Genomic DNA, 21,464 nt, shown 5'->3' on the forward strand with positions numbered 1-21,464 from the left:
ATTGCGGGGTGTGGCGGGATTGCAGCTCGGGCAAATTTCCCAAGCCGGATTGGGCATGGGTCTTTGGACCTGATACGACGGCTTTGATCTAATCGACCGGAAATCTTTGCAGGCCAATCGTTGCGGGCCGGGAGCAGTGCAGCATGAGTTCGATCACGATCGGACCGATCGCGGGAACCGCGACCGACCCATCCGAGCGCAGCGCGCTCCTGTTCTGGATGATCTTCACGGGGCTCTCGGTCTTCGCCGTCGTGCTGCTGTGGCGGTTCGGCCTGATCCATCTGATGCTGACCTCGGACCGGACCTACATTTCGAGCGTCATCGCGGTGCTCTATGTCCTGACCTGCGGCCACTGCTTCCTGCGCACGCGGGCGATCGCGCGTGAAGGCGCAGCGGCCCGGCGCTGCCGCGAGGCGCTCGCCGCGCCTGAGGGCGGCAAGGTGCTTGACGCGAGCGCGGCGGTGCTGCCGCGCGGGCTGGTGCGCGACCACATCCAGAGCCTGGTGACGAAAGCGGCCGCGCAGGACTACCGCCCGGTCGACCAGACGCTGCTGCTGCGGACGCTCGCGGACCGGCTGCGCGGCTCCAATGGATTCGGCGCCTTCGTCTCGGATACGCTGATGAAGCTCGGCCTGCTCGGCACCATCGTCGGCTTCATCATCATGCTGGCCCCGATCGCGGGGCTGGATGCCGCCGACAAGGTCGCGATGCGCTCCTCGATGGGGCTGATGAGCGACGGCATGGCGGTCGCGATGTACACGACGCTCGCCGGCCTCGTCGGCTCGATCCTGGTCCGTATCCAGTACTACATGCTGGATGCCGCGACCCAGCGGGTGTTCTCGGATGCGGTGGTGCTGACCGAGACCTATGTGACGCCGGTGCTGGAGCGCAAGGGGTCTGGAATCAAGGGTGTCGGAATCCCGTCATGATGGATGATTTCGGTCTCTATCCGCGCGAGGAGCCGTTCGATCCGCTGGGCGTGATGCTGTTCAAGGCGCTCCAGGTGATCGCGTTCCTGTTCTTTCTTGCGCTGCTCGCGGTCTCCCCTGATGCCAAGGAGGGCAAGATCGATTCCAAGGCCGAGTTCATGATCACGCTGGACTGGCCGGATAGCCACCCCGACGACCTCGACCTGTTCGTGCAGGATCCCGTCGGCAATATCGCCTGGTACCGCCATCGTGAGGCCGGCTTCCTGACCCTCGATCGCGACGACCGCGGCGGGGCCAACGACTTCATCATGGTCAACGGCAAGAAGATCGCCTCGCCGATCCGCGAGGAGATCGTCACGGTGCGCGGCATCGTCGCCGGCGAATACACCGTCAACGTCTCGCATTTCGTGGCGACGACCGGCGAACCCGTCACGGCCAATGTGAAGGTGCAGAAGCTCAATCCGACCGCGCAGGTGGTCTTCGACAACAAGTTCACGCTCGACCACACCGGCGACGAGAAGACCGCGGTGCGGTTCCGGCTCGATGCCGAGGGCAAGGTCGTCAATGTGGACCAGCGGCCGAAATCGCTGCTGGAGACGTTCCGCACCGGGTGGCGCAACGGCGCCGATCTCGACCCGAGGACCGGTGTGAGCAACAACGCTGCGAGGGTGCGCCGTGACTAGCCTGCAAACGGTCATCCTCACGCTGTCGCTCGCCTATGCCGTGATCGGCGCGCTGCTGCTGGTCGTGCTGGTCTACGCGCGGCTGCACTGGTCGCTGAAGGCGATCGCCGTGGTCGTGACCAGCGCCTTCTACGTCGTCAGCTTCACCGAAATGCGCGGGCTGCTCGGTTGGGCCAGTGCCGACCGGCTGCCGGCGACTTTCAAGCTGCTGAAGGCCCGCATCGTCGAGCCGCATTCGCTTCAGGGTGATCCCGGCTCGATCTATCTGTGGGTCGAGCAGCTCGACGAGGACAATCGCCCGAGCGGCATCCCGCGCGCCTTCCGCGTGCCCTACGACGACAGGCTCGCCGACAAGACCCATGCCGCGGAGAACGAGATCGCGTTGGGACATCCGCAAGGCGGCCGCGCCGCCGATTTCGGCGGCGGCGATGGCAGCCTCATCGACATGGTCCGCGAATATGTGACGCCCAAGACCATTTTGGAGACCACCGGCGGCGATTCCTCGACCGGCGAATTCATCGCCCCGCCGGCCGGCGCGCAAGGCGTGAGCTTCACCCCGCTGCCGCCGCCCCGGATGCCGCCAAAGGACGAGCAATAGGCTCAATCATCATCACCGCAAGATCATCACCGCAAGGCTGCGCTGGTAATCGGCGCGGCGCTGGCGCATGGTTTTGACCTCCCTCAATTTGGCCTTACCGGCCTTCAATAAGAATTGGAGGGTGGAGGGTGCGTGCTCCTAGCTGTCTTTTCGGATATCCACGGCAACAGGCAGGCCTTCGAGGCCTGCCTGAAGGTTGCCCGTGCGAAGGGCGCTGAGCGGTTCGTCCTGCTCGGCGATTTCGTCGGCTATGGCGCCGATCCGGAATGGGTGGTGGATACCGCGATGGAGCTCGTTGCCCAGGGTGCGATCGCCGTGCGCGGCAATCACGACCAGGCGGTCAATTCCCCGACGGAGACCATGAACGCCGAGGCGCAAATCGCGATCGAATGGACCCGCGGCCGGCTTGATAGCGCGCAGAGGCGGTTCCTGACCGAACTGCCGATGCTGGTGGAGGATAGCGATCGTCTCTTCGTGCATTCGGAAGCCTCCAGCCCCCAGCGCTGGCACTATGTCCGCTCGACGGTGGACGCCGCCAAGAGCCTGATTGCAACGCCCGCTCATGTCACGTTTTGCGGCCACATCCATCGTCCCGCGCTCTATTCGATGTCGGTGACGGCCAAGATGACGAGCTTCGTCCCGAAGACCGAGGTCCCGGTGCAGCTTCTGCGCGGCCGGCAATGGCTCGCCGTGCTCGGCGCGGTCGGCCAGCCCCGCGACGGCGATCCGTCTGCGGCCTTCGTATTGTTCGACACCGAGACGTGCCAGATCACCTACTGCCGCGCGCCCTATGACATCGAGACCGCGGCGGACAGGATTCGCAACAACGGCCTGCCGCACTGGCTCGCCGACCGGCTCTCGCAGGGGCGCTGACGGCGATGCCGAAGCCCCTGGTCAAATCCGGCGCGTTGATCGATGGTTACACCATCGGTGAATGCGTTCATGCCGGCGGCATGGCGACGTTGTGGACGGTCACCCATCCCGGCATCGACGTGCCCTTGCTGATGAAGATTCCGCGGGTGTCGGAGGGCGAGGATCCCGCCGCGATCGTCTCCTTCGAGATGGAGATGATGATCTTGCCGCGGCTGGCGGGTCCGCACGTCCCGGCCTGTTTCGGCACCGGCGATTTCGCGCACCAGGCCTATGTCGTGATCGAGCGCATCGGCGGGACCACGCTCTACAAGCGGCTGCCCGACCTGCCGTTGCCTTACGACGAGGCGCGGCAGCTCGTCGCCAAGATCGCAACCGCGCTTGCCGATCTCCACCGCCAGAACGTGATCCATCACGACATCAAGCCGAGCAGCATCATGTTCCGCGATAGCGGCGAGGCGGTTCTGATCGACTACGGCCTGTCGCATCACAACCACCTGCCGGATCTCCTGCAGGAGGAATTCCGCCTGCCTTACGGCACCGCGCCCTACATGGCGCCCGAGCGGCTGTCAGGGGTGCGCGACGATCAGCGCAGCGATCTGTTTTCGCTCGGCGTGCTGCTCTATTTCTTCACGACTGGCGAGCGGCCCTTCGGCGAGGGCGAGACGATGCGCGCGATGCGGCGCCGGCTGTGGCGCGATCCGTATCCGCCGCGAAGCTTGCGCGCCGACTACCCGCCCTGGCTTCAGGAGGTGGTGTTGCGATGTCTCGAGATCGAGCCGGTGTGGCGCTATCCGACGGCGTCGCAGCTCGCCTTCGATCTCGCCCATCCGGACCAGGTCAAGCTCACCGCGCGCTCGGAGCGGGTGAAGCGCGACCCCATCGGCGTCGCTTGGCGGCGCCGCTTCAACCAGGGCGTCATGGCGCCGCGCGCGAAATCGGATGTCGCCGCTCAAATCGCATCGAGCCCTATCCTCGCCGTCGCGCTCGACACCGTGGAAGGCGCACCGGAGTTGAACGAGGCGCTGCGTGTGACCACCGAGCGCATCCTTGCCACCTTGCCGTCAGCGCGGCTTGCCTGTGTCAACGTGCTCAAGCTGAACCGGATCGCGATCGACCGTACCCTGGACGAGCAGGGGTCCAACAAGCATATCGACCGCCTGGTCGCGCTCAGGCATTGGGCGACGCCGCTCAAGCTGGATGAGAGCCGGCTGTCGGCTCATGTGCTGGAGGCGGTCGATCCCGCCGCCGCGATCCTGGAGTTCGCCGAGGTCAACCAGGTCGACCACGTCATCATCGGTGCGCGGCAGGGCTCGTTCAGGCGCACGCTGCTCGGCAGCGTCTCGGCCAAGGTGGCTTCGGAAGCGGCCTGCACCGTCACCGTGGTACGGCCGCCGCGGATGGCGGGGGAAGCCGGCGAGCCCAATGCCGGCGAAGTGTCGGGATAGGCCGCCTGGCCGATTTGAGGCTGGATCAGGCCGCGTGGGCGGAGTGAGCGGTGCGCTTGCGGCGGATCGGCCAACAGAATTGCGGGCCGGGCCCGCCGTGATCCGCGCTGCCGCCGAAATACTGGATGATCTCGCGGCAGGGCTCGCAACTGAACAGGTTACGCGACGCGGATGCCTTGGTCATTTCCTTGAGGCAGTTCGGGCAGTGCGGTTTCATGGGAGGTGGTCCGGAAAAGAGTGTCTCAGTGTCGGCGCTGCGACGGAAACGAATGATCGAGGTCCGAATTGTCGAGCCCGGCATCGTCGCCGAGTGCGCCATCGGCACGCTCGAGGCGGCCGAAGAAATAGTCGAGGCCCGGATGCGGGCGGCGGGGGATGCGGCACCTGCGCTTCGGCTGGCGCTTCACGAGTGCGATCTGCATGGCGCTCAGCCCCGGCGACGATGAAGGTGGATGATGCGGGCACAAGCCGCGGTCTTCACCGGTCGTGCGACAAAGAGGCTGCGAGTTGCAATCGCCGCGTTGAACCCGAACCACAACGCTACGCCAGTCCAAACCAGGGTCGTCGTCATGATGTGCTCCCGTCAAAAGCAGGCAGGAGTCACTTGCGGTGATTTGCGCGAATCAGTGAAGTCCGGATGAGTACGGATCAAGAGTGCAATTTTAGGCAATACGCGTCACAACACCCGTAAAAGCCGCGGGATTTTCCCCCGTCCGCCCATGCCGTTTGATCCAGCTCAAATCGCTTCGCCTCGAGCTCCTAGCGCGGCATTGCGGATCGCGGCGATGTTGGTCTTGTAGGCTTCCTGCGTGCCGCCCCTGAACACGGATGTGCCGGCGACGAAGGCGTTGGCACCGGCCGCGGCGAGCGCGCCTGCAACATCGGGGCCGACGCCGCCATCAACCTCGATATCGATCGGGCGTCCGGCCGTCATCGCGCGGATGTCGCGGATCTTGCCGATCGCGGAAGGGATGAAGGCCTGGCCGCCGAAGCCGGGATTGACCGACATCACCAGCACGAGGTCGACGAGGTCGAGGACATATTCGAGCGTGCTGACCGGGGTGCCGGGATTGAGCGAGACGCCGGCCTTCTTGCCGAGCGCGCGGATCGCCTGGAGCGAGCGGTGCAAATGCGGACCGGCCTCCGCATGCACGGTGATGTGGTCGCAGCCGGCTTTCGCAAAGGCCTCGAGATAGGGGTCACAGGGCGAGATCATCAGGTGCGCGTCGAACACCTTCTTCGTGTGCGGGCGCATCGCCTTGATGACGTCGGGGCCGTAGGAGATGTTGGGAACGAAGTGACCGTCCATCACGTCGAGATGGATCCAGTCCGCGCCGGCGGCGTCGACGCTGCGCACCTCCTCGCCGAGCCTGGAGAAGTCCGAGGCCAGGATCGAGGGCGCGATTGCCAGGGGGCGGGGGGCGAAGGCTTGGGTCATGGCGCGGTTTCCCGTGGCGGCCGAAAGAAGATTGGGCCTCGCCTAACATGGGCCTCCGTGGCGGGCAATGCAGGGCAGGCGTGCTTCCTGTGGGCGGAAATTTCTGCCGCGGCCGGCATGAATTGCCGGTGTTCCCGCGCCGTCCAAGGCGCGGTGGCGGCGGATTTCATTGAACTTTTTGCGCTGGCACGACGCTTGCTGACGTTACCCGACAGAACATTGGCCGCGGCATGCCGCGTCGGTTGGAGTTGTGCAATGCTGTTAGCCCTTGGCGCCGTGTCCAGCGCGCTCGACGCGATCCAGTCGCTGACGAACTCGAAGTCGTCCTCGTCGACGCAGAAGGCCGGGTCAACGCAGAAGGCCGGATCTTCGCAAGGCGCAACCAACCCGTTCGCGATCGACAGCAGCACGGGCAGCATGACGACCTCATTGGTCGGCTCAGGTAGTCCTCCACAGATCGCGCCGGAGACCATGAACGCGCTGCTCGCCGCGCAGAGCCAGTCGACCCACGGCGCGAGCAGTTCGGCGAGCTCGACCTCGTCGAGTTCGTCGTCCTCGATGTCGAAGGGCCGGGAGACTGCGCTCAAGGATCTGTTCTCGCAGATCGATGCGGACGGCGACGGCAGCATTACCAAGTCCGAGTTCGAGGACGCGCTGGGCGCCGGCGGCACCAACCTCGCGCAGGCCGACGATGTCTTCTCGAAGCTGGATGCGAATGCCGACGGCAACGTCAGCCTTGACGAGATGTCGAAGGCGCTGAAGAGCGGCCACGGACACCATCACGCGCAAGGCGCCGGCGGCGCGGGCGACGGATCGGATTCCTCGTCGAAGTCCGGCGGCGGATCGACCTCGACCACGACGACCGCTGCCGACGGCTCGACCACGACGACCGTCACCTATGCCGACGGCTTCAAGATGTCGACGACGGTGCCGGGCGCCTCCAGCCCCCGCAACTCGGCTTACGATCTGTTCGCGCAGTTGATGCAGCAGCAAGGCGGGCAGGGTTCTTCGGCGGCTGCCGGTTCGTCGATGTCGATGAGCGTGTGAGCGGCATCCGAGATTAGCCGGCATATTCCTGCGTGATGTCACGATAGGCGTACCGGTCGCGGATTTCGTGGTTGAAGAACGCCCCCTTTGAGCGCGTTTCCCTGAACGCGGCGGCGACCTCGGGCGGAACATCCTCGTAGACATAGAGGCGTCCGCTGACGAAAGCCACCTTCAGCTCGCGCGTATCCGGCGCATAGCAAAAGAAGCGGATCACGGAAGACGGCATGGCGGTACACCTTGGCCCGCCAGGATAACGCCGTATCCGCCGTTTCGGTTTCTAGCCGAACCGGTCCTTCCAGGACGGCTGCGCCCCCGGAAACGGCAGCGCGGCCGCGCTATAGACGCCGCGGGCGATTGCGCGCGCGACCACGTTGGCCGCGACGGTGCCGAGTTCGGTGAGGCCGACCAGCGGATCGATCGGCTTCTCACCGGTCGCGGCCGCAAACAGCACGTCTCCGTCGGTCGGTGCATGCACCGGATAGATCGCCCGGGCGAATCCGGTGTGCGCGATCATCGCGAGCCGCTTGGCCTGGGGCTTGGTCAGCACCGCGTCGGTGACGACTGCGCCAATGGTAGTGTTCTCGCGCGCGTTCGCGGCAGGGCCGCCCTTGATGCGCATGCGGAGCATGTCGTCGGTGAATTTGTCCGGCAGGCCGCGTCCGCCGAACTCGCCGTTCACCTCGAACGGCGCCGCCCAGAACCAGGGTCCGTTGCCGACGGTGACGCTTCCCACCGCGTTGACGGCGACGATCGCGGCGACCTTGACGCCATCAGGCGTTACCGCCGAGGCCGAGCCGAGCCCGCCCTTGAACGTTGCGGTGGTGGCACCGAGGCCGGCGCCGACGCTGCCGATCGCAAAGTCAGTGCCGGCGGCGGCCGCCGCGGCGTAGCCGAGGTCGCGATAGGGCGAGAACCGTCCCCAGGCCTTGTCGCCCCCATTGAGCAGATCGAACAGGATCGCGCCCGGCACGATCGGGATCAGCGCTTCCCGAACCCGGTGGCCGCGGCCCTGCTCGGCGAGCCAGGCCTGCACTCCGCCGCCGGTATCGAGGCCAAACGCGGAACCGCCTGACAGTGCGATCGCGTCGACGCGCTCGACGGTGTTGGCGAGATCGAGCAGCGCGTCCTCGCGCGTGCCGGGGCCGCCGCCGCGGACGTCGATCGCCGCGACCGCCGGCTGGTCGAAGATGATCGCGGTCGTGCCGGAGGCCACTTTCGTATCTTCGGCATGGCCGACGCGGACGCCGGCAATATCGGTGAGCAGATTTTTCAAGGCGGCCTCATCGTTGAGTGCAGTTCGCGAACTGCGATAGCGCAGAGAGGACGCAGGCTCAACTCGCCAGTGCCGTCCTGAGCATCTTGGCAAGTTCGGACTTGCGGTAGGGCTTTGCCAGCAGCAGCACGCCGGAATCCAGCCGGCCGTGGTGGACGATGGCGTTCTCGGTGTAGCCCGAGGTGAACAGCGTCTTGAGGTCGGGGCGGCGGCGGGCGGCTTCATCGGCAAGCTGGCGGCCGTTCATGTTGCCCGGCATGATGATGTCGGTGAAGAGCAGGTCGATGGTCTTGTCGTTGTCGATGATGGTCAGGGCCTCCGCGCCGTTGGCGGCCTCGAGCGCGGTGTAGCCGAGGCTCTTGACCTGGGTCACCACGTATTGCCGCACCAGTGCGTCGTCCTCGACGATCAGGATCTTCTCGTCGCCGCCCGTGATGGGCGCGTTCTGGAGCACTTCGATCTCGGTCTCCTGCACGCCGCTCGAGCGCGGCAGGTAGATCTTGACGCTCGTGCCGTGGCCTTCCTCGCTGTAGATCTTGATGTGGCCGCCCGACTGCTTGACGAAGCCGAACACCATGCTGAGCCCAAGCCCGGTACCCTTGCCAACCTCCTTGGTGGTGAAGAAGGGGTCGAACACCCGGTCGATCAACTCCGGCGGAATTCCGGAGCCGGTGTCGCTGACCGCGATCATCACGTAACTGCCGGCGACCATGTCGGCATTCATGCTGGCATAGCCGTCGTCGAGGAAGACGTTGCGGGTCTCCAGCACGAGGGTGCCGCCATCGGGCATCGCGTCACGCGCGTTCAGCGCGAGATTGAGGATCGCGGTGGAAAGCTGGCCGGGGTCGACCAGAGCCGGCCATGCATCCTCGGTGAGCTGCGGCATGATGGTGATCTGCTCGCCCAGAGTGGGGTGCAACAGCTTGGCGGCTTCGAGTGCCAGCGCATTGACGTCGATCTCGCGGGGCTGGAGCGGCTGCTTGCGGGCGAAGGCAAGCAGGTGCTTGGTCAGCTGCGCGCCGCGCTCGGCGGCGTCGTCGATCAGCTTGGTGATCGCAGCCAGCTCGGGCCGGTCGGCGACCGCGTCGGACAAGATGCCGATCGTGCCGGTGATGACGGTCAGCACGTTGTTGAAATCGTGAGCGACGCCGCCGGTCAACTGACCGATGGAATCCATTTTCTGGACCTGCCGGAACTGGGCTTCGGCGGCCTGCTTCTCCGTGAGATCCCGGCCGATGAAGAAGTGACGCTTCACCGGCTCGGACCAGGTGCCCATCCAGTTCAGCGTGACCTCGTGACCGTCGTAGTGATAGTAGCGCGCCTCGAAGCTGCGCTTGACCGCGCCGCGCCGCGCCGCGCGCATCTCCTCCCGGGTTCTATCGAGGTCGTCGGGGTGAATGAACTCGGTGGCGCTGTGCCCGATCAGATCTTCCGGGCTGAAGCCCAGGATGTCCTTCACGCTTGGGCTGACCTGGATGAAATTGCCGAAACCGTCGGTGACCAGGATCAGGTCCTGCGAAGTCTCGAAGATGCGCTGGCGCTCCTCGATCTCGCGGCGAAGCTTTTCCCTGGATTGCTTCTCCTCGGTGATGTCGTGGGCGATCTTGGAGGCGCCGATGATCTCGCCGCTCTCCGCCCGAAGTGGCGAGACGTTGAGGACGACGTCGAGCGCGCGACCATCCTTCCTGAGACGGACCGTCTCGTGCTGGGCAATCGACTCGTTGCTGCTGATGCGATTGAGAATGCTCCTGACTTCGGGCTTGCGATCCTCAGGCACGATGATGTCGATCGGCTTGCCGACGGCCTCTGCGGCGGAATAGCCGAACAGGTGCTCGGCGGCACGGTTCCAGCCGGTGATGGCGCCGTTGAGCGACTGGGTGATGATGGCGTCGTTGGAGGATTCGACGACGGCGCCATACAGGGCGAGGCGCTTGCCGTAGAAGTCGCGATCCGACGCCGATTGCTCGCGCAGCCTGCCGACAAGACCCACCGTCCGGGCCTGGAGGCGAACGTTCTCGATCAACAGCACCGCCAGCACGAAGCTCGACGCGCAGAGGCCATAGAGACGGCCGGCGTAGAAACCGAGATCGAAGCGCACGACGTTGACGATCGCAGACAGCGCGATGTCGAACAGCCATGCGCACATCACGACCATGAGCCATATGTCGATCACCGAATGCGGACGCCGGAACCACAGTGAAACGAGCGCGGCGAAGCTCAGTGACCAAACAAAGGAAACGACCCCGATCATGGTCGGTGTGTATCGGCTGTCGCGGAGCAGGACCGGCAACAGATCGTGCTGGGCGGTGACGATCCAGGTGAAGGCAGCCATGGTCGCGACGACGCCGAGCACGATGGCGTAGATCACGTTGCTTGTCGTGCCCCGGACCCTGGGGCCGCCGTCCTTTTCCTTCAGCCAGGCATAGCCCAGCACGAACAGAGGGAAGGCGCCGTGCCAGACCATGTAGAGCCAGACCGTGGTCTGACTGCCGGCGCCAAACAGCCCGGTCGGCGCGAACAGGCCGGGAAAGGTGAGGGCATGGACCAGCGCTGCCGCGGCGGTGAACAGGTAGCCGGTCGACAGCCACAACAGGGCGCGGGTCCGCAGCACCGAAAACTGCGACAGCAGCAGCACAGCCGTGATGATGTCGCTCACCGCCAGGGCGGATTGGTAGCTCGCGACGAAGGCGGGGACCGGCGGCAGCTGGATACCTGCAAACGGCACGGCCAAGGCGAACAGGATCGAAGAGATGCCGACGATCCACATTGCCGCGGTCCGGTCGGCCGATGCGGCCGGCAGAGTTGAAAGAAATGTGCTTCGGTCGATCGCAGGCACGTTCATCTCATGCAGACCCGTTTTGAGCATCTCCGCAGTTCCAGGATACGGCAGACTTGACGGCCCCCCACGGTAGCCCGATCCGGGCGCGTGTCGTGAACTGTTGCAGTGACGACTCAACCGAAGGTTACAGCTTACTTAATTTTGGTGGGAGCGCGGAATAGGGATCGGGTAAGATGCGCTTTACTGGGCGGTGTCATAATGCCCTGCCGCCGCGGCGGGTTCCAGGTTTGAATCATACGATTTGGATCGATCTGTGGGGGTCATTCCCATGCCTCGTATTCTCATCATCGACGACCAGAAGGACGTGCGCGCGATGGTCGCGATCGTGCTTCGGGTCAACCGTTACGAGGTTGCCGAGGCCGACAGCGGTGCGGCCGGGCTGAAAACCTTTGCGGAAGGCTCTTTTGACGCGGCGATTGTCGATATTTTCCTTGGCGACGTCAGCGGTGTCGACGTCATCGCGACCCTGCGCGAGCAGGCGCCGGGGCTTCCCGTCGTTGCGGTGTCCGGAATGACGGCGCTGGATTTCATGGAGCAGTCGTCCCACCTGGCCAACGTGGTCTGCCTGCAGAAACCGTTTCGGCCGAACGATCTCCTGCAAGCGCTTCGGAAAGCCCAGGCCGCGGCCAGCGGCGAGCTGCCTGCAGCCGTCTGAACCCGCTGCGAAAAGAAACGCCCCGGGCAAGCCGGGGCGTGGAGACGATCGTATGGCGGTCCGAGGGCGCGGCAAGCGGGCTTAGGTGCCGTTGCCCTTGATCTCGGCATAGTTGCCCTTGGCGTCCCATTTGTAGACGACGTAGTCGATCTGCTTGATGTCGCCCTTGGCGTCATACTCGACCGGACCGATTACGGTGTCCCACTTGCCGGCCTTCATCGCCTCCATGACCTTCTTGGCGTCGGTGGTGCCGGCCTTCTTGGCCGCCTGCGACCACACCTGCATCGCCGCGTAGGTGTAGAGGGTGTAGCCCTCCGGGTCGATATTCTTGGCCTTGAAAGCCTCGACGATCTTCTTCGCGGTCGGCTTGTTGCGCGGATCGGGGCCGAAGGTGAACAGCGTGCCTTCGCCGGCCGGGCCGGTGATGGAGGCGTACTCCTTGTCGGCGAGCGCGTCGCCGGCCATCAGCACGGTCTTGAGGCCCTGGTCGCGCATCTGACGCAGGATCAGGCCGCTCTCCTGATGGTACCCGCCGACATAGACGAGGTCGATGTTGTCGCGCTTCAAGCGCGAGACGATCGCGTTGAAGTCCTTGTCGCCCTTGTTGTAGGACTCGTACATCTTCTCGGTGACGCCGGCCTTGTTGAGCGCCTTCTTGGTCTCATCGGCAAGACCCTTGCCGTAGGTGGTCTTGTCGTTGAGGATCGCGATGTTCTTGCCCTTGAAGTTCTTGGCGATGTACTGCGCCGCGATCAGGCCCTGCTGATCGTCACGACCGCAGACGCGCGCCACGTTCCAGAGCTTGCGCTCGGTGAACAGCGGATTGGTCGAGGCCGGCGTGATCTGCAGCACGTTGCCGTCGGCATAGGCTTCCGAAGCCGGGATCGACGACGACGAGCAATAGTGCCCGGCCACGAACGGGATTTTCGCGCCGGCGATCTTTTCGGCGATCGAGCGCGCCTGCTTCGGGTCGCAGGCGTCGTCCTCGACGGAAAGCGCGAGCTTCTTGCCGTTGACGCCGCCTGCGGCATTGATATCGGCCACGGCCATTTCGGCGCCGTTCTTCATCTGGCGGCCGAAGGCGGACTCGCCGCCGGTCATCGGGCCTGCGACTGCGACGGTGACATCCTGCGCGAACGCCGCGCTCGACAGCGCGATCGACGCGCCGAATGCCAGACCGATGAGCTTCAGTGACTTCATGAGATACCTCGCGGGTGGTCGCCTGTGGAAGTTGCCGGGCGTGCCCGGTCCAAACCAACGCCATTCTCGAATGAATTTACCGAGAAGTCACCGGCAAAATACGGGCATCGGCAGAGATATCTCGCCACATTCGGCCGCACGCGGGTCGGGCTTGCCGGCCGGTCAGCCGTGCCGGCCGCCCTCCAGGTAGGCAGCGCGAATCTCGGGGCGCTGCAACAATTCGGCGCCGGTACCGGCCAGCGTGATCAGGCCATTGACCATGACGTAGCCGCGATGGGCGAGCTTGAGGGCGTGGTTGGCGTTCTGCTCGACGATCAGGACGGTCAGGCCGTCCTGCCGGTTCAGGGTGCGGATCGCATCGAAGATCTGGCGCGCGATCAGCGGCGCAAGGCCAAGCGAGGGCTCGTCGAGCAGGAGCAGGCGGGGACGGCTCATCAAGGCGCGGCCGATCGCCAGCATCTGCTGCTCGCCGCCGGACAGCGTTCCGCCGCGCTGGGCGTAGCGTTCCTTCAGGCGCGGAAACAGCGTGAAGACGCGTTGCAGCGTCGCCTCGCGTTCGCCCTCCGTGCATTCGGTGGCATCCGCCCCCATCTGGAGGTTTTCCGCCACGCTCATGCGCGGGAAGACGCGGCGGCCCTCCGGCGATTGCGCGATACGCAAATGCGCGATCTCGTGGGTCGGGACGTCGGTGATGTCGCGGCCTTCATACAGGATCTGGCCGGCGCGGGCGCGCGGCTTGCCGAAGATCGTCATCATCAGCGTCGACTTGCCGGCGCCGTTGGCGCCGATCAGCGCCACGATCTCGCCGGCATTGATCTCGACGTCGACGCCCTTCAGCGCCTCGATCTTGCCGTAGGCGGCGCGCAAGCCCCGGATCGCGAGCAGGGGAGAGGGCGCCGCGGTCACGACCCGCCCTCCATCACGGCTGCCGCCTCTTCCTCGTCGGCGCCGAGATAGGCCGCGATCACCTTGGGATCGTCGCGGACCTCGCGCGGCGTGCCTTCGGCGATCTTGACGCCATGGTCCATCACCACGATGTGGTCGGAGATCTCCATCACCACCGACATGTCATGTTCGATCAGGAGGATCGAGGTGCCGAGCTCGTCGCGGATCGAGAGCAGGAGCTCGCTCAAGGCCGCGCTCTCGCGCGCATTGAGGCCGGCGGCGGGCTCGTCCAGGCACAGAAGCGCGGGCTCGGTGCACATTGCGCGCGCGATCTCGAGCCGGCGCTGGTCGCCATAGGCGAAATTGCCTGCGGCATCGTCGGCGCGGTCGAGCAGATTGACCCGCTTGAGCCAGTCCGTGGCGAGATCAATCGCGCGCTTTTCGGCATCGCGATAGCCGGGAGCGCCGATCAGGCCGAGGAAGGTGAAGCCGGAGGCGCGCATCAGTGCGTTGTGCTGCGCCACCATCAGGTTTTCCAGCGCGGTCATGCCGGGAAACAGCCGGATGTTCTGGAAGGTGCGAGCCACCTTGGCTTGCTTGGCGATGCGGAAATCGTTCAGCCGCTCCAGCGCGATCGTCCTGCCGCCGGCATGGCTGAGGCGAATGGCGCCGCCGCTCGGTTTGTAGAACCCGGTGATGCAGTTGAAGACGGTGGTCTTGCCGGCGCCGTTCGGCCCGATCAACGCGGTGATCTTCTTCCGCTCGGCGGCGAAAGAAAGGTCCTGCACGGCAACGATGCCGCCGAAACGCATGGCGAGCCGGTCGACGCTGAGAATCTTGTCGCCGCTCATCCGTGCCCTTCCTTGACGAGGTCGGAGGAGATCGCTTGCGCCTTGGTCAGATACACGGTCGGTGCGCGATGGCCGATAAGGCCGCGCGGCCGCCAGATCATGATCAGCACCATGGCCATGCCGAACACCAGCATGCGATAGCCCTCCAGGCTTCGGAACAGTTCGAAGCCGCCGATCATGGCGAGCGCGGACAGCGCGACGCCGAGCTGCGAGCCCATGCCGCCGAGGACGACGATGGCGAGCACCAGCGCCGATTCCTGGAAGGTGAAGGATTCCGGGCTGATGAAGCCCTGCCGGGTGGCGAAGAACGCGCCGGCAAAGCCGCCGAACATCGCACCCGTCGCGAACGCCGTGAGCTTGGTGGTCGTGGTGTTGATGCCGAGCGCGCGGCAGGCGACCTCGTCCTCGCGCAAGGCTTCCCAGGCCCGTCCGATCGGGAGGCGGCGCAGGCGGATCGTCGCCCAGTTGGTGAGCAGCGCCAGCGCCAGGATCAGGTAGAACAGGAAGACGATGCGGTGCGTCGGCGAATATTCGATGCCGAGCCTGGCGGCGAGCCCGTCGTCGCTGTTGTCGAGCGGGATACCGAAGAAGGTGGGGCGGGGAATGCCGGAGACGCCGTTGGGGCCGCCGGTGAGATCCTGCCAGTTGATGATGACCAAGCGGATGATCTCGCCGAAGGCGAGGGTCACGATGGCGAGATAGTCGCCGCGCAGGCGCAGCACGGGGAAGCCGAGCAGGACGCCCCAGAAGGCGGCGAGGATGCCGGCGAGCGGCAGGCAGATCCAGAACGACCAGCCGAAATTGGTGGCGAGCAGTCCGTAGGAATAGGCACCGACAGCATAGAAGGCGACGTAGCCGAGATCGAGCAGGCCCGCGAGCCCAACCACGACGTTCAATCCCCAGCCCAGCATGACATAGGTGAGCACCAGGATCGCGAGGTCGAGGATGTAGCGCTGGTTATAGAAGATCACCGGCACCAGCAGCGTGAAGATCAGGAGCGCCGGCGCGAGGTAGCGGCCAATGAACGATATGCCGCTTTGCACCGCCGGCGGCACCAGCTTCTCGGCGCCGGTCGGGCCGATCCATTGCCGAAGCAGCTCGATCGCGATCGAGCCGCCGAACACGGCGGCGACGATGGACGCGAGGTCGCCGAAGCGGGTCCAATAGGTGAGCTGGCCGGAGGAGCCCGCCTCGGTGCGGATGCCGATCATCAGCGAGAACAGCACCAACGCGATCAGCGCATTGACGAAAGCCGTCTTCAGGAGAGCGGAGATGCCAGTTGCAGGTTTGGCCGTGTTGGTCGAGGGAGCTGTCACGCGCGCGACCGTCAGACTTTTTCGACTTCGGGACGGCCGAGCAGGCCGGTCGGCATGAAGATCAGCACCACGATCAGGATCGAGAACGCTGCGACGTCCTTGTACTCGACCGAGAAATAGGCCGACCAGAACGTCTCGATCAGGCCGATCGCGAGGCCGCCGAGCATGGCCCCCGGCAGCGAGCCGATGCCGCCGAGCACGGCAGCGGTGAACGCCTTGATGCCGGCGACGAAGCCCATGAAGAAATCGACGAGGCCGTAATAGAGCAGGTACATCAGGCCCGCGACCGCGGCGAGCGCGGCACCAATCACGAAGGTCATGGAGATGGTGCGGTCGACGTCGACGCCGAGCAGCGCCGCCATGGTCTGGTCCTGCTCGCAGGCGCGCATGTCGCGTCCGAGCCGGGTGCGCGATACCAGCCAGGTGAAGATCGCCAGCAGCACGATAGTGGTGATCACCACCATGATCTGGATGTTGGAGAGCTGGATCACGAAGCCGTCCGTGCTCTCATGCAGGGTGTAGCCACCGGTGATGAAGGGCGGGATCGGCTTGACGCGCGCGCCCTGCGCAACCTGCGAATAGTTGGTCAGCACGAAGGACATGCCGATCGCCGACAGCATCGGGGCGAGGCGGAAGGAATGGCGAAGCGGCCGGTAGGCGATGCGTTCGATGGTCCAGCCATAGAGCGCGGTGATCGCCATCGAGACCAGCAGCACGACCAGCAGGATCAGCGGGATCGCGGTCAGTCCGAACGAGATCAGGATCAGGAAGGTGATCAGGGCGATGAAGCCGCCGATCATGAAGACGTCGCCATGGGCGAAGTTGATCATGCCGACGATGCCGTAGACCATCGTGTAGCCGATGGCGATCAGGCCGTAGATCGAGCCCAGAACGAGACCGTTGATGAGCTGCTGGGCGAAGTAATCCATGGGCTGCCGTACCAAACCTGACGCGGGCTCAAAAGGAGCTCTTAGGAGAGTGGGTTTCTTGGGCCGTTTCTTGGGCCCCGGCAGCCCCTAAGCATTCTTCCGGATTTGTAACAGGAGGGAACTGGCGGCTGCAACAGCTCACGCTCTGGCAGAAGGTCTTGTACAGAGCTCATTTGGCCGTCGGTTCCGCAACTGCGAGGAACCGGGTTCCTCGGGCAACCAAAGCGGATGCCGGCCGTTATCTCGCCTCTGACGTCCAACAAGGGAGTTCCCCGAATGACGAAGCAGCAGAACCAGAATCCGGGTCAGCAGAGTCAGAACCCCGGCCAGCAGCGCCCAGGTCAGCAGCCGGGCCAGCAGCAGGGCGGCGGTCAGAAACCTGGACAGCAGCAGCAGAACGATCCGATGCGCCAGGGCGATCGCCCCGGCCAGCAGCAGGGCGGCCAGCAGGATAAGTAATTTGGGAGCCCGAGAAAGAAGGGTAGTGAGGAGGCCCCGCCGCAAGGCGGGGTCTTTTTTTGGCAGTTGGTTGCCGCGTCAATGCTGCGCATTGCCCCGGAACGACCGGGGGCAGGGCAGTTAAGGTAAACAAAGGGTTTAAATTGCCGCCACAGTCTGATGAGAGTTAGCTCCCGGCAAAGCCTTCCCAGCGGAAGGCGCGTGGTCGACGAAGCGGGAAGCGGCATGTTCAGGAATTGGCGGATAGGCTCGGTCAACGGCGCGCTGCTGGCGGCCTATTTCATTCCGGCCTGGACCATCGTCGCCTTCAACATCATCGTCGCACCGGTGCATGGCCTCTACGAGCGGCCGAGCGTCGCCGTCGCGCTGTTCCTCAGCGACCATCTCCAGATGGCAGGGATGAGCACGGTGCGCGCGGCCTGGCTGCTTGCGCTGGGCCGGCTCACCGTGGTGGCGTTCTTTGCGATCTATCTGGCTCTGCTCTGCGTCCCCCGGACCCGCAAGTCCGGCAGCAGCGACGAGGCGCTCGGGATCGCGCTGGCGATCGGCAGCCTGATCTCGTTTGCCAGCATGGTGATGGCTTCGAAGGTCGGCGAGATGGCCGCGCTCCGGCTGCACGCCACCGAGCTGCTGCTGCTGCTCGGTGCTGCCATCGTGATCCTGATCGAGCGGCCCGATGCGGCTCCGCAGAGCGTCGAGACCCCTGCCGAGATCCCTGCGTCGCTAGGTCTTGAGCAGGCCGAGCTCCTGCACAATCGCTGAGGCTTCCTTGACGGCGTGGTTCGCCGCCGGCACGCCGCAATAGATCGCCTGCTGCAGCAGGATTTCCTTGATGTCGTCGGGGGTGAAGCCCCCCTCCGCGAGCGCCGCACGCACATGCAGGCGAAACTCGTCCCATTGCCCGAGCGCGACCATGGTGCCGATCACCAGCACACGCCGCGTGCGCTCGTCGAAATGCGGCCGGGTCCAGATTTCACCCCAGGCGTAGCGGGTGATCATGTCCTGGAAGTCGGTGTTGAACGCATTGCGGTTCGCGATCGACTTGTCGACCCAGGCATTGCCCAGCACCTTTCGGCGCACGTTCATGCCGGCATCGCGGCGCTTCTGGTCGTCCATTGTGGTGCCTCCAGTCAATCATTCCGGGGCGATGCGAAGCATCGAACCATGGTGCGCAATTGCGCACCTGAGAATCTCGAGATTCCGGGTTCGCCTCTTCGAGGCGCCCCGGAATGACGGTGACAACAACTAGCGTTGCGTCAAGAACCCCACCACCGCGTCCGTAAACGCGTGCGGCTGCTCGACGTTGGAAATATGCGCGGCGTCGATGATGGTCATGCTTGCGCCCGGAATATTCGAGCGGATCAACTCGCCCGCCGAGATCGGCGTCGCCATGTCGTGACGGCCGGCGATCACCAGCGTTGGGCTCTTGATCTTCGGCAGCAGCGCGCGCTGGTCGAGCGTCGACAGCGCCTCGCAGCAGGCGAGGTAGCCTTCGACGGGGGAGGCGAGCAGCATCGACTTCATCCTCGCGGTGATGTCAGGCTCGCGCTCGCGGAAGTCCTGCGTCAGCCATCCCGCGATCACGGCATCGGCGACCGCGGCGATGCCGCCCTTCTTCACGGCGTCGATGCGCTCCAGCCATTTGGTCGGCTCGGCATAGTAGCAGGAGGTATTGGCGAGGATGAGCTTGCAGAAGCGCTCCGGCGCGTTGGCGCCGAGCCATTGCCCGACCATGCCGCCCATCGACAGGCCGCACCAATGCACCTTCTCGATGTTGAGGTCGTCGAGGATCGCGAGCACGTCGCGGCCGAAGCGCTCCATGGTGTAGGGGCCGGGCGCAACGTTTGACTTGCCGTGGCCGCGGCGGTCGTAGCGGATGACGCGGAACACCTGCGTCAGCGCCTTCATCTGCGGCTCCCACATCTGCAGCGTGCAGCCGAGCGAGTTGGACAGCATCAGCGTCGGCCCGCCGTCGCGGCCCTCGACGGAGACGTTGAGCAGGCAACCGTCGGCATCGATCATGGGCATGCGGCGTCTCCGTCGTGCTTTGCGGTTCTTATTCGCGGTCGAGGCTGTCGAGCAGCCGGTCGATCAAGGCTTGGGAAGCCCCTTGATAGGCCATCGGCTCGAACAATGCCGCAATTTTTTCCGGAGAAAGATGGGCAGTGACCTGCGAATCGGCCGTCAGCACCTCGCGCAGATGTTTCTTCTCGGCGACCGCGCGCTTGCTGGCGGTCTCGATGAGATGATGCGCATCGCTCTTGCCGATCTTGTCGGCCAGCGCGAAGGTGACAGCTTCCGCCATGATCAGGCCGTGCGTCGCATCGAGATTGCTGCGCATGCGCGCGGCGTCGACGTCGAGGCCTTCGGCGATGTCGACGATGGCGGCCAGCGCGCCTGAGGCGACCAGCATCAATTGCGGCAGCGTCGGCCATTCCGCGTGCCAGGGGCCCGCGCTGCGCTCATGATCCTGCACTTGGGCCGCAAATATCGTCGCTGCAAGCTGCGGGGCCATTGTGGCGGCGCCCAGCGCGCTTGCGGCGGCGACCGGGTTGCGCTTGTGCGGCATGGTCGAGGAGCCGCCGCGGCCTTCGCCCGCGGGCTCGAAGGCCTCCGCGACGTCGGTCTGCATCATCAGCGAAACGTCGCGCGCGATCTTGCCGCAGGTTCCAGCCAGAATAGCGAAAGCCGAAGCGGCCTCCGCGATGCGGTCGCGATGGGTGTGCCAGGGCGCTTCCGGTAGCGGCAGGTTCAGCTCCTGCGCCAGCCGCTCGGCCACCGCCAGCCCCTTGTCGCCGAGGGCCGCCAGTGTGCCGGCGGCGCCGCCGAATTGCAGCGCGAGGCCCTCGCGGGAGAGCCGCCGCAGGCGGCAGCGGGCGCGAGCGAGGCCTGCGGCATATTCGGCGGCTTTCAGGCCGAACGGCATCGGTAGCGCGTGCTGCAGCCAGGTCCGTGCCACCATCGCGGTGTTGCGATGGCTGCGCGCCAGCGCGGCGAACCCCTTGATGGCGCGGCTGAGGTCGGCGTCCAGCGCATCGAGGCCGGCGCGAAGCGTGAGCATGGTCGCGGTGTCGATGACATCCTGGCTGGTGGCGCCCCAATGCACGTAGCGCGCGGCCTCGGTGTCGGCCCTGCCGACATTGGCGGTCAGCATCTTGACCAGGGGAATCGCCAGATTGCCCGATCGCGTCGCGGCCTCTGCCAGCGCCGCCATGTCAAAGAAATCGGCCTTGCATGCGGCCTCGATCGAGCCCACCGCAGAGGCCGGAATCACATCCGTGGCGGCCTCCGCGCGTGCCAGGGCTGCCTCGAAATCGAGCATGTTCTGCAGGGTCGACCGGTCATCGCAGACCGCGCGCATGGCGGCGCTCGACAGCATCGGTGCGAGCAGGGGGGAGAGGGATGTGCTCATATTGCGCGCGACCTAATCATCATGGCCCGGCTGTGCCAATCCCCAACCGCCCGCACACGTCTTTTTGCAGTTGCGAATTTGCATTGCACTTGACCGGGTGTCGCCCTTTCCTTTGCCGCGTGCCTGCGTTACTTGATCAGCACTATAAGTTACGCGATCCGGGAGGCACCCTCATGGCCATGACGATGAACGGCGAAGTCCAGCTTGCGGCGCCGCGCGAGGCCGTGTGGGCCAAGCTCAATGATCCCGAGGTGCTGAAGGCCTGCATCCCCGGCTGCGAGGAGCTCGAGAGGACCGAGGACGGCGGCTTTCGCGCAACGGCGAAAATGAAGGTCGGCCCGGTGTCGGCACGCTTCAAGGGCAAGGTCACGCTCTCCGATCTCGACCCGCCGAACGGCTACAAGATCTCGGGCGAGGGCGAGGGCGGGGTCGCCGGCTTCGCCAAGGGTGGCGCGGTGGTCAAGCTGGCGGAGAAGGACGGCGGCACGCTGCTGTCCTACGATGTCGAGGCGCAGATCGGCGGCAAGTTGGCGCAGCTCGGCCAGCGCCTTATCAACGGCGCCGCCAAGAAACTCGCCGACGAATTTTTCGCGAACTTCGCCAAGGCGGTACAGGGCTGAAGGTCATCGCCT

The 21,464-nt window shown here is 65.1% G+C and carries 25 protein-coding genes; 10 read left to right on the top strand and 15 right to left on the bottom strand.

The features are described 5' to 3' along the window. Nucleotides 1-143: 143 nt before the first annotated feature. From GDN70_RS15080 to GDN70_RS15100, 5 genes are all read left to right on the top strand, one after another. The gene (locus GDN70_RS15080; RefSeq protein WP_028142880.1) at nt 144-929 is read left to right on the top strand and encodes a MotA/TolQ/ExbB proton channel family protein; all 786 of its coding nucleotides are present in this window, start codon (nt 144-146) and stop codon (nt 927-929) included. Beyond that, nucleotides 926-1,612 (top strand): hypothetical protein, encoded by a 687-nt coding sequence (locus tag GDN70_RS15085; protein ID WP_028142881.1) that lies wholly within the window; start codon nt 926-928, stop codon nt 1,610-1,612. The genes GDN70_RS15080 and GDN70_RS15085 overlap by 4 nt, the downstream gene beginning before the upstream one ends. Further along, complete coding sequence (locus tag GDN70_RS15090) at nt 1,605-2,210, top strand: hypothetical protein (RefSeq protein WP_028142882.1); 606 nt, start codon at nt 1,605-1,607, stop codon at nt 2,208-2,210. Before GDN70_RS15085 ends, GDN70_RS15090 begins: the two co-directional genes overlap by 8 nt. 132 nt (nt 2,211-2,342) lie before the next feature. Next, a complete protein-coding gene (locus GDN70_RS15095; RefSeq protein ID WP_152102729.1) occupies nt 2,343-3,083 on the top strand; it encodes a metallophosphoesterase in 741 nt (246 codons plus the stop codon). 5 nt (nt 3,084-3,088) lie between these two features. Further along, nucleotides 3,089-4,528 carry a bifunctional serine/threonine-protein kinase/universal stress protein gene (locus GDN70_RS15100; protein WP_038971662.1) on the top strand — a complete coding sequence of 480 codons (1,440 nt, stop codon included), beginning with the start codon at nt 3,089-3,091 and terminating at the stop codon, nt 4,526-4,528. Between the two features lie 25 nt (nt 4,529-4,553). Here the strand turns inward: GDN70_RS15100 and GDN70_RS15105 are convergent, their stop codons facing one another. The 4 genes from GDN70_RS15105 to GDN70_RS35510 form a co-directional block, all read right to left on the bottom strand. Further along, nucleotides 4,554-4,745: a hypothetical protein gene (locus GDN70_RS15105; RefSeq protein ID WP_028142885.1), complete on the bottom strand. Its 192-nt coding sequence runs from the start codon at nt 4,743-4,745 to the stop codon at nt 4,554-4,556. A gap of 25 nt (nt 4,746-4,770) precedes the next feature. After that, nucleotides 4,771-4,950, bottom strand: a complete 180-nt coding sequence (locus GDN70_RS15110; RefSeq protein ID WP_038971663.1) for a hypothetical protein — start codon at nt 4,948-4,950, stop codon at nt 4,771-4,773. Between the two features lie 314 nt (nt 4,951-5,264). Beyond that, nucleotides 5,265-5,966, bottom strand: coding sequence for a ribulose-phosphate 3-epimerase (gene rpe / locus GDN70_RS15115; protein WP_028142886.1), 702 nt, complete (start codon nt 5,964-5,966; stop codon nt 5,265-5,267). Further along, a complete protein-coding gene (locus tag GDN70_RS35510) occupies nt 5,963-6,385 on the bottom strand; it encodes a hypothetical protein (protein WP_240536400.1) in 423 nt (140 codons plus the stop codon). The genes rpe and GDN70_RS35510 overlap by 4 nt, the downstream gene beginning before the upstream one ends. Here GDN70_RS35510 and GDN70_RS15120 point away from each other — a divergent pair. Further along, nucleotides 6,273-7,013 carry an EF-hand domain-containing protein gene (locus tag GDN70_RS15120; RefSeq protein WP_240536397.1) on the top strand — a complete coding sequence of 247 codons (741 nt, stop codon included), beginning with the start codon at nt 6,273-6,275 and terminating at the stop codon, nt 7,011-7,013. The genes GDN70_RS35510 and GDN70_RS15120 overlap by 113 nt on opposite strands. A 13-nt stretch (nt 7,014-7,026) precedes the next feature. On the opposite strand, the gene GDN70_RS15125 is transcribed toward GDN70_RS15120, so the two are convergent. Genes GDN70_RS15125 through GDN70_RS15135 form a run of 3 tightly spaced genes read right to left on the bottom strand, consistent with a single transcriptional unit; the run spans nt 7,027 to nt 11,152 of the window. Further along, nucleotides 7,027-7,239: a KTSC domain-containing protein gene (locus tag GDN70_RS15125; protein ID WP_028142888.1), complete on the bottom strand. Its 213-nt coding sequence runs from the start codon at nt 7,237-7,239 to the stop codon at nt 7,027-7,029. 51 nt (nt 7,240-7,290) lie between these two features. Beyond that, nucleotides 7,291-8,286, bottom strand: coding sequence for a P1 family peptidase (locus tag GDN70_RS15130; RefSeq protein ID WP_152102730.1), 996 nt, complete (start codon nt 8,284-8,286; stop codon nt 7,291-7,293). Nucleotides 8,287-8,344: 58 nt separating this feature from the next. Next, nucleotides 8,345-11,152, bottom strand: coding sequence for a PAS domain S-box protein (locus tag GDN70_RS15135; protein WP_028142890.1), 2,808 nt, complete (start codon nt 11,150-11,152; stop codon nt 8,345-8,347). A gap of 241 nt (nt 11,153-11,393) precedes the next feature. Here GDN70_RS15135 and GDN70_RS15140 point away from each other — a divergent pair, with 241 nt between their 5' ends. After that, nucleotides 11,394-11,780, top strand: a complete 387-nt coding sequence (locus GDN70_RS15140) for a response regulator (protein ID WP_028142891.1) — start codon at nt 11,394-11,396, stop codon at nt 11,778-11,780. Between the two features lie 81 nt (nt 11,781-11,861). Here the strand turns inward: GDN70_RS15140 and GDN70_RS15145 are convergent, their stop codons facing one another. The 5 genes from GDN70_RS15145 to GDN70_RS15165 all read right to left on the bottom strand — a co-directional run bounded on the left by GDN70_RS15145 (nt 11,862) and on the right by GDN70_RS15165 (nt 16,961). Then, entirely contained in the window at nt 11,862-12,980 is a 1,119-nt protein-coding gene (locus GDN70_RS15145; RefSeq protein WP_028142892.1) for a branched-chain amino acid ABC transporter substrate-binding protein, read from the bottom strand. Between the two features lie 162 nt (nt 12,981-13,142). Then, nucleotides 13,143-13,886: an ABC transporter ATP-binding protein gene (locus GDN70_RS15150; protein WP_026201689.1), complete on the bottom strand. Its 744-nt coding sequence runs from the start codon at nt 13,884-13,886 to the stop codon at nt 13,143-13,145. Beyond that, nucleotides 13,883-14,716, bottom strand: a complete 834-nt coding sequence (locus tag GDN70_RS15155) for an ABC transporter ATP-binding protein (RefSeq protein ID WP_028142893.1) — start codon at nt 14,714-14,716, stop codon at nt 13,883-13,885. The genes GDN70_RS15150 and GDN70_RS15155 overlap by 4 nt, the downstream gene beginning before the upstream one ends. Beyond that, on the bottom strand, nt 14,713-16,032 hold the full coding sequence (gene livM / locus GDN70_RS15160; protein ID WP_028142894.1) for a high-affinity branched-chain amino acid ABC transporter permease LivM: 1,320 nt from the start codon (nt 16,030-16,032) through the stop codon (nt 14,713-14,715). Before livM ends, GDN70_RS15155 begins: the two co-directional genes overlap by 4 nt. 11 nt (nt 16,033-16,043) lie before the next feature. Next, nucleotides 16,044-16,961, bottom strand: a complete 918-nt coding sequence (locus GDN70_RS15165) for a branched-chain amino acid ABC transporter permease (protein WP_028142895.1) — start codon at nt 16,959-16,961, stop codon at nt 16,044-16,046. 276 nt (nt 16,962-17,237) lie between these two features. On the opposite strand from GDN70_RS15165, the gene GDN70_RS34950 reads away from it, so the two are divergent. Both GDN70_RS34950 and GDN70_RS15175 read left to right on the top strand, forming a co-directional pair. Then, nucleotides 17,238-17,420, top strand: a complete 183-nt coding sequence (locus tag GDN70_RS34950; protein WP_018316535.1) for a hypothetical protein — start codon at nt 17,238-17,240, stop codon at nt 17,418-17,420. 225 nt (nt 17,421-17,645) lie between these two features. Further along, the gene (locus tag GDN70_RS15175) at nt 17,646-18,182 is read left to right on the top strand and encodes a hypothetical protein (protein WP_038948021.1); all 537 of its coding nucleotides are present in this window, start codon (nt 17,646-17,648) and stop codon (nt 18,180-18,182) included. On the opposite strand, the gene GDN70_RS15180 is transcribed toward GDN70_RS15175, so the two are convergent. The 3 genes from GDN70_RS15180 to GDN70_RS15190 all read right to left on the bottom strand — a co-directional run bounded on the left by GDN70_RS15180 (nt 18,144) and on the right by GDN70_RS15190 (nt 20,832). After that, complete coding sequence (locus GDN70_RS15180; RefSeq protein ID WP_028142897.1) at nt 18,144-18,536, bottom strand: carboxymuconolactone decarboxylase family protein; 393 nt, start codon at nt 18,534-18,536, stop codon at nt 18,144-18,146. The two genes, GDN70_RS15175 and GDN70_RS15180, sit on opposite strands and share 39 nt — an antisense overlap. 129 nt (nt 18,537-18,665) lie before the next feature. Next, nucleotides 18,666-19,448 carry a 3-oxoadipate enol-lactonase gene (gene pcaD / locus GDN70_RS15185; RefSeq protein WP_038971675.1) on the bottom strand — a complete coding sequence of 261 codons (783 nt, stop codon included), beginning with the start codon at nt 19,446-19,448 and terminating at the stop codon, nt 18,666-18,668. 28 nt (nt 19,449-19,476) lie between these two features. Then, nucleotides 19,477-20,832: a 3-carboxy-cis,cis-muconate cycloisomerase gene (locus tag GDN70_RS15190; protein ID WP_152102731.1), complete on the bottom strand. Its 1,356-nt coding sequence runs from the start codon at nt 20,830-20,832 to the stop codon at nt 19,477-19,479. Nucleotides 20,833-21,005: 173 nt separating this feature from the next. On the opposite strand from GDN70_RS15190, the gene GDN70_RS15195 reads away from it, so the two are divergent. Next, nucleotides 21,006-21,452: a carbon monoxide dehydrogenase subunit G gene (locus GDN70_RS15195; RefSeq protein ID WP_028142900.1), complete on the top strand. Its 447-nt coding sequence runs from the start codon at nt 21,006-21,008 to the stop codon at nt 21,450-21,452. Nucleotides 21,453-21,464 lie beyond the last annotated feature (12 nt).

Origin of the sequence: Bradyrhizobium sp. TM102 (assembly GCF_009176685.1) — a bacterium.
GTDB lineage: Bacteria > Pseudomonadota > Alphaproteobacteria > Rhizobiales > Xanthobacteraceae > Bradyrhizobium > Bradyrhizobium ottawaense.

Bases quoted from the DNA above. Each gene is read 5' to 3' on its own strand.
- GDN70_RS15080 (WP_028142880.1), top strand. From the start codon at position 144: ATGAGTTCGATCACGATCGGACCGATCGCGGGAACCGCGACCGACCCA.
- GDN70_RS15085 (WP_028142881.1), top strand. From the start codon at position 926: ATGATGGATGATTTCGGTCTCTATCCGCGCGAGGAGCCGTTCGATCCG.
- GDN70_RS15100 (WP_038971662.1), top strand. From the start codon at position 3,089: ATGCCGAAGCCCCTGGTCAAATCCGGCGCGTTGATCGATGGTTACACC.
- GDN70_RS15105 (WP_028142885.1), bottom strand. From the start codon at position 4,745: ATGAAACCGCACTGCCCGAACTGCCTCAAGGAAATGACCAAGGCATCC.
- GDN70_RS15110 (WP_038971663.1), bottom strand. From the start codon at position 4,950: ATGCAGATCGCACTCGTGAAGCGCCAGCCGAAGCGCAGGTGCCGCATC.
- rpe (WP_028142886.1), bottom strand. From the start codon at position 5,966: ATGACCCAAGCCTTCGCCCCCCGCCCCCTGGCAATCGCGCCCTCGATC.
- GDN70_RS35510 (WP_240536400.1), bottom strand. From the start codon at position 6,385: ATGCTGCCCGTGCTGCTGTCGATCGCGAACGGGTTGGTTGCGCCTTGC.
- GDN70_RS15125 (WP_028142888.1), bottom strand. From the start codon at position 7,239: ATGCCGTCTTCCGTGATCCGCTTCTTTTGCTATGCGCCGGATACGCGC.
- GDN70_RS15135 (WP_028142890.1), bottom strand. From the start codon at position 11,152: ATGCTCAAAACGGGTCTGCATGAGATGAACGTGCCTGCGATCGACCGA.
- GDN70_RS15140 (WP_028142891.1), top strand. From the start codon at position 11,394: ATGCCTCGTATTCTCATCATCGACGACCAGAAGGACGTGCGCGCGATG.
- GDN70_RS15145 (WP_028142892.1), bottom strand. From the start codon at position 12,980: ATGAAGTCACTGAAGCTCATCGGTCTGGCATTCGGCGCGTCGATCGCG.
- GDN70_RS15155 (WP_028142893.1), bottom strand. From the start codon at position 14,716: ATGAGCGGCGACAAGATTCTCAGCGTCGACCGGCTCGCCATGCGTTTC.
- GDN70_RS15165 (WP_028142895.1), bottom strand. From the start codon at position 16,961: ATGGATTACTTCGCCCAGCAGCTCATCAACGGTCTCGTTCTGGGCTCG.
- GDN70_RS34950 (WP_018316535.1), top strand. From the start codon at position 17,238: ATGACGAAGCAGCAGAACCAGAATCCGGGTCAGCAGAGTCAGAACCCC.
- GDN70_RS15175 (WP_038948021.1), top strand. From the start codon at position 17,646: ATGTTCAGGAATTGGCGGATAGGCTCGGTCAACGGCGCGCTGCTGGCG.
- GDN70_RS15180 (WP_028142897.1), bottom strand. From the start codon at position 18,536: ATGGACGACCAGAAGCGCCGCGATGCCGGCATGAACGTGCGCCGAAAG.
- pcaD (WP_038971675.1), bottom strand. From the start codon at position 19,448: ATGCCCATGATCGATGCCGACGGTTGCCTGCTCAACGTCTCCGTCGAG.
- GDN70_RS15190 (WP_152102731.1), bottom strand. From the start codon at position 20,832: ATGAGCACATCCCTCTCCCCCCTGCTCGCACCGATGCTGTCGAGCGCC.
- GDN70_RS15195 (WP_028142900.1), top strand. From the start codon at position 21,006: ATGGCCATGACGATGAACGGCGAAGTCCAGCTTGCGGCGCCGCGCGAG.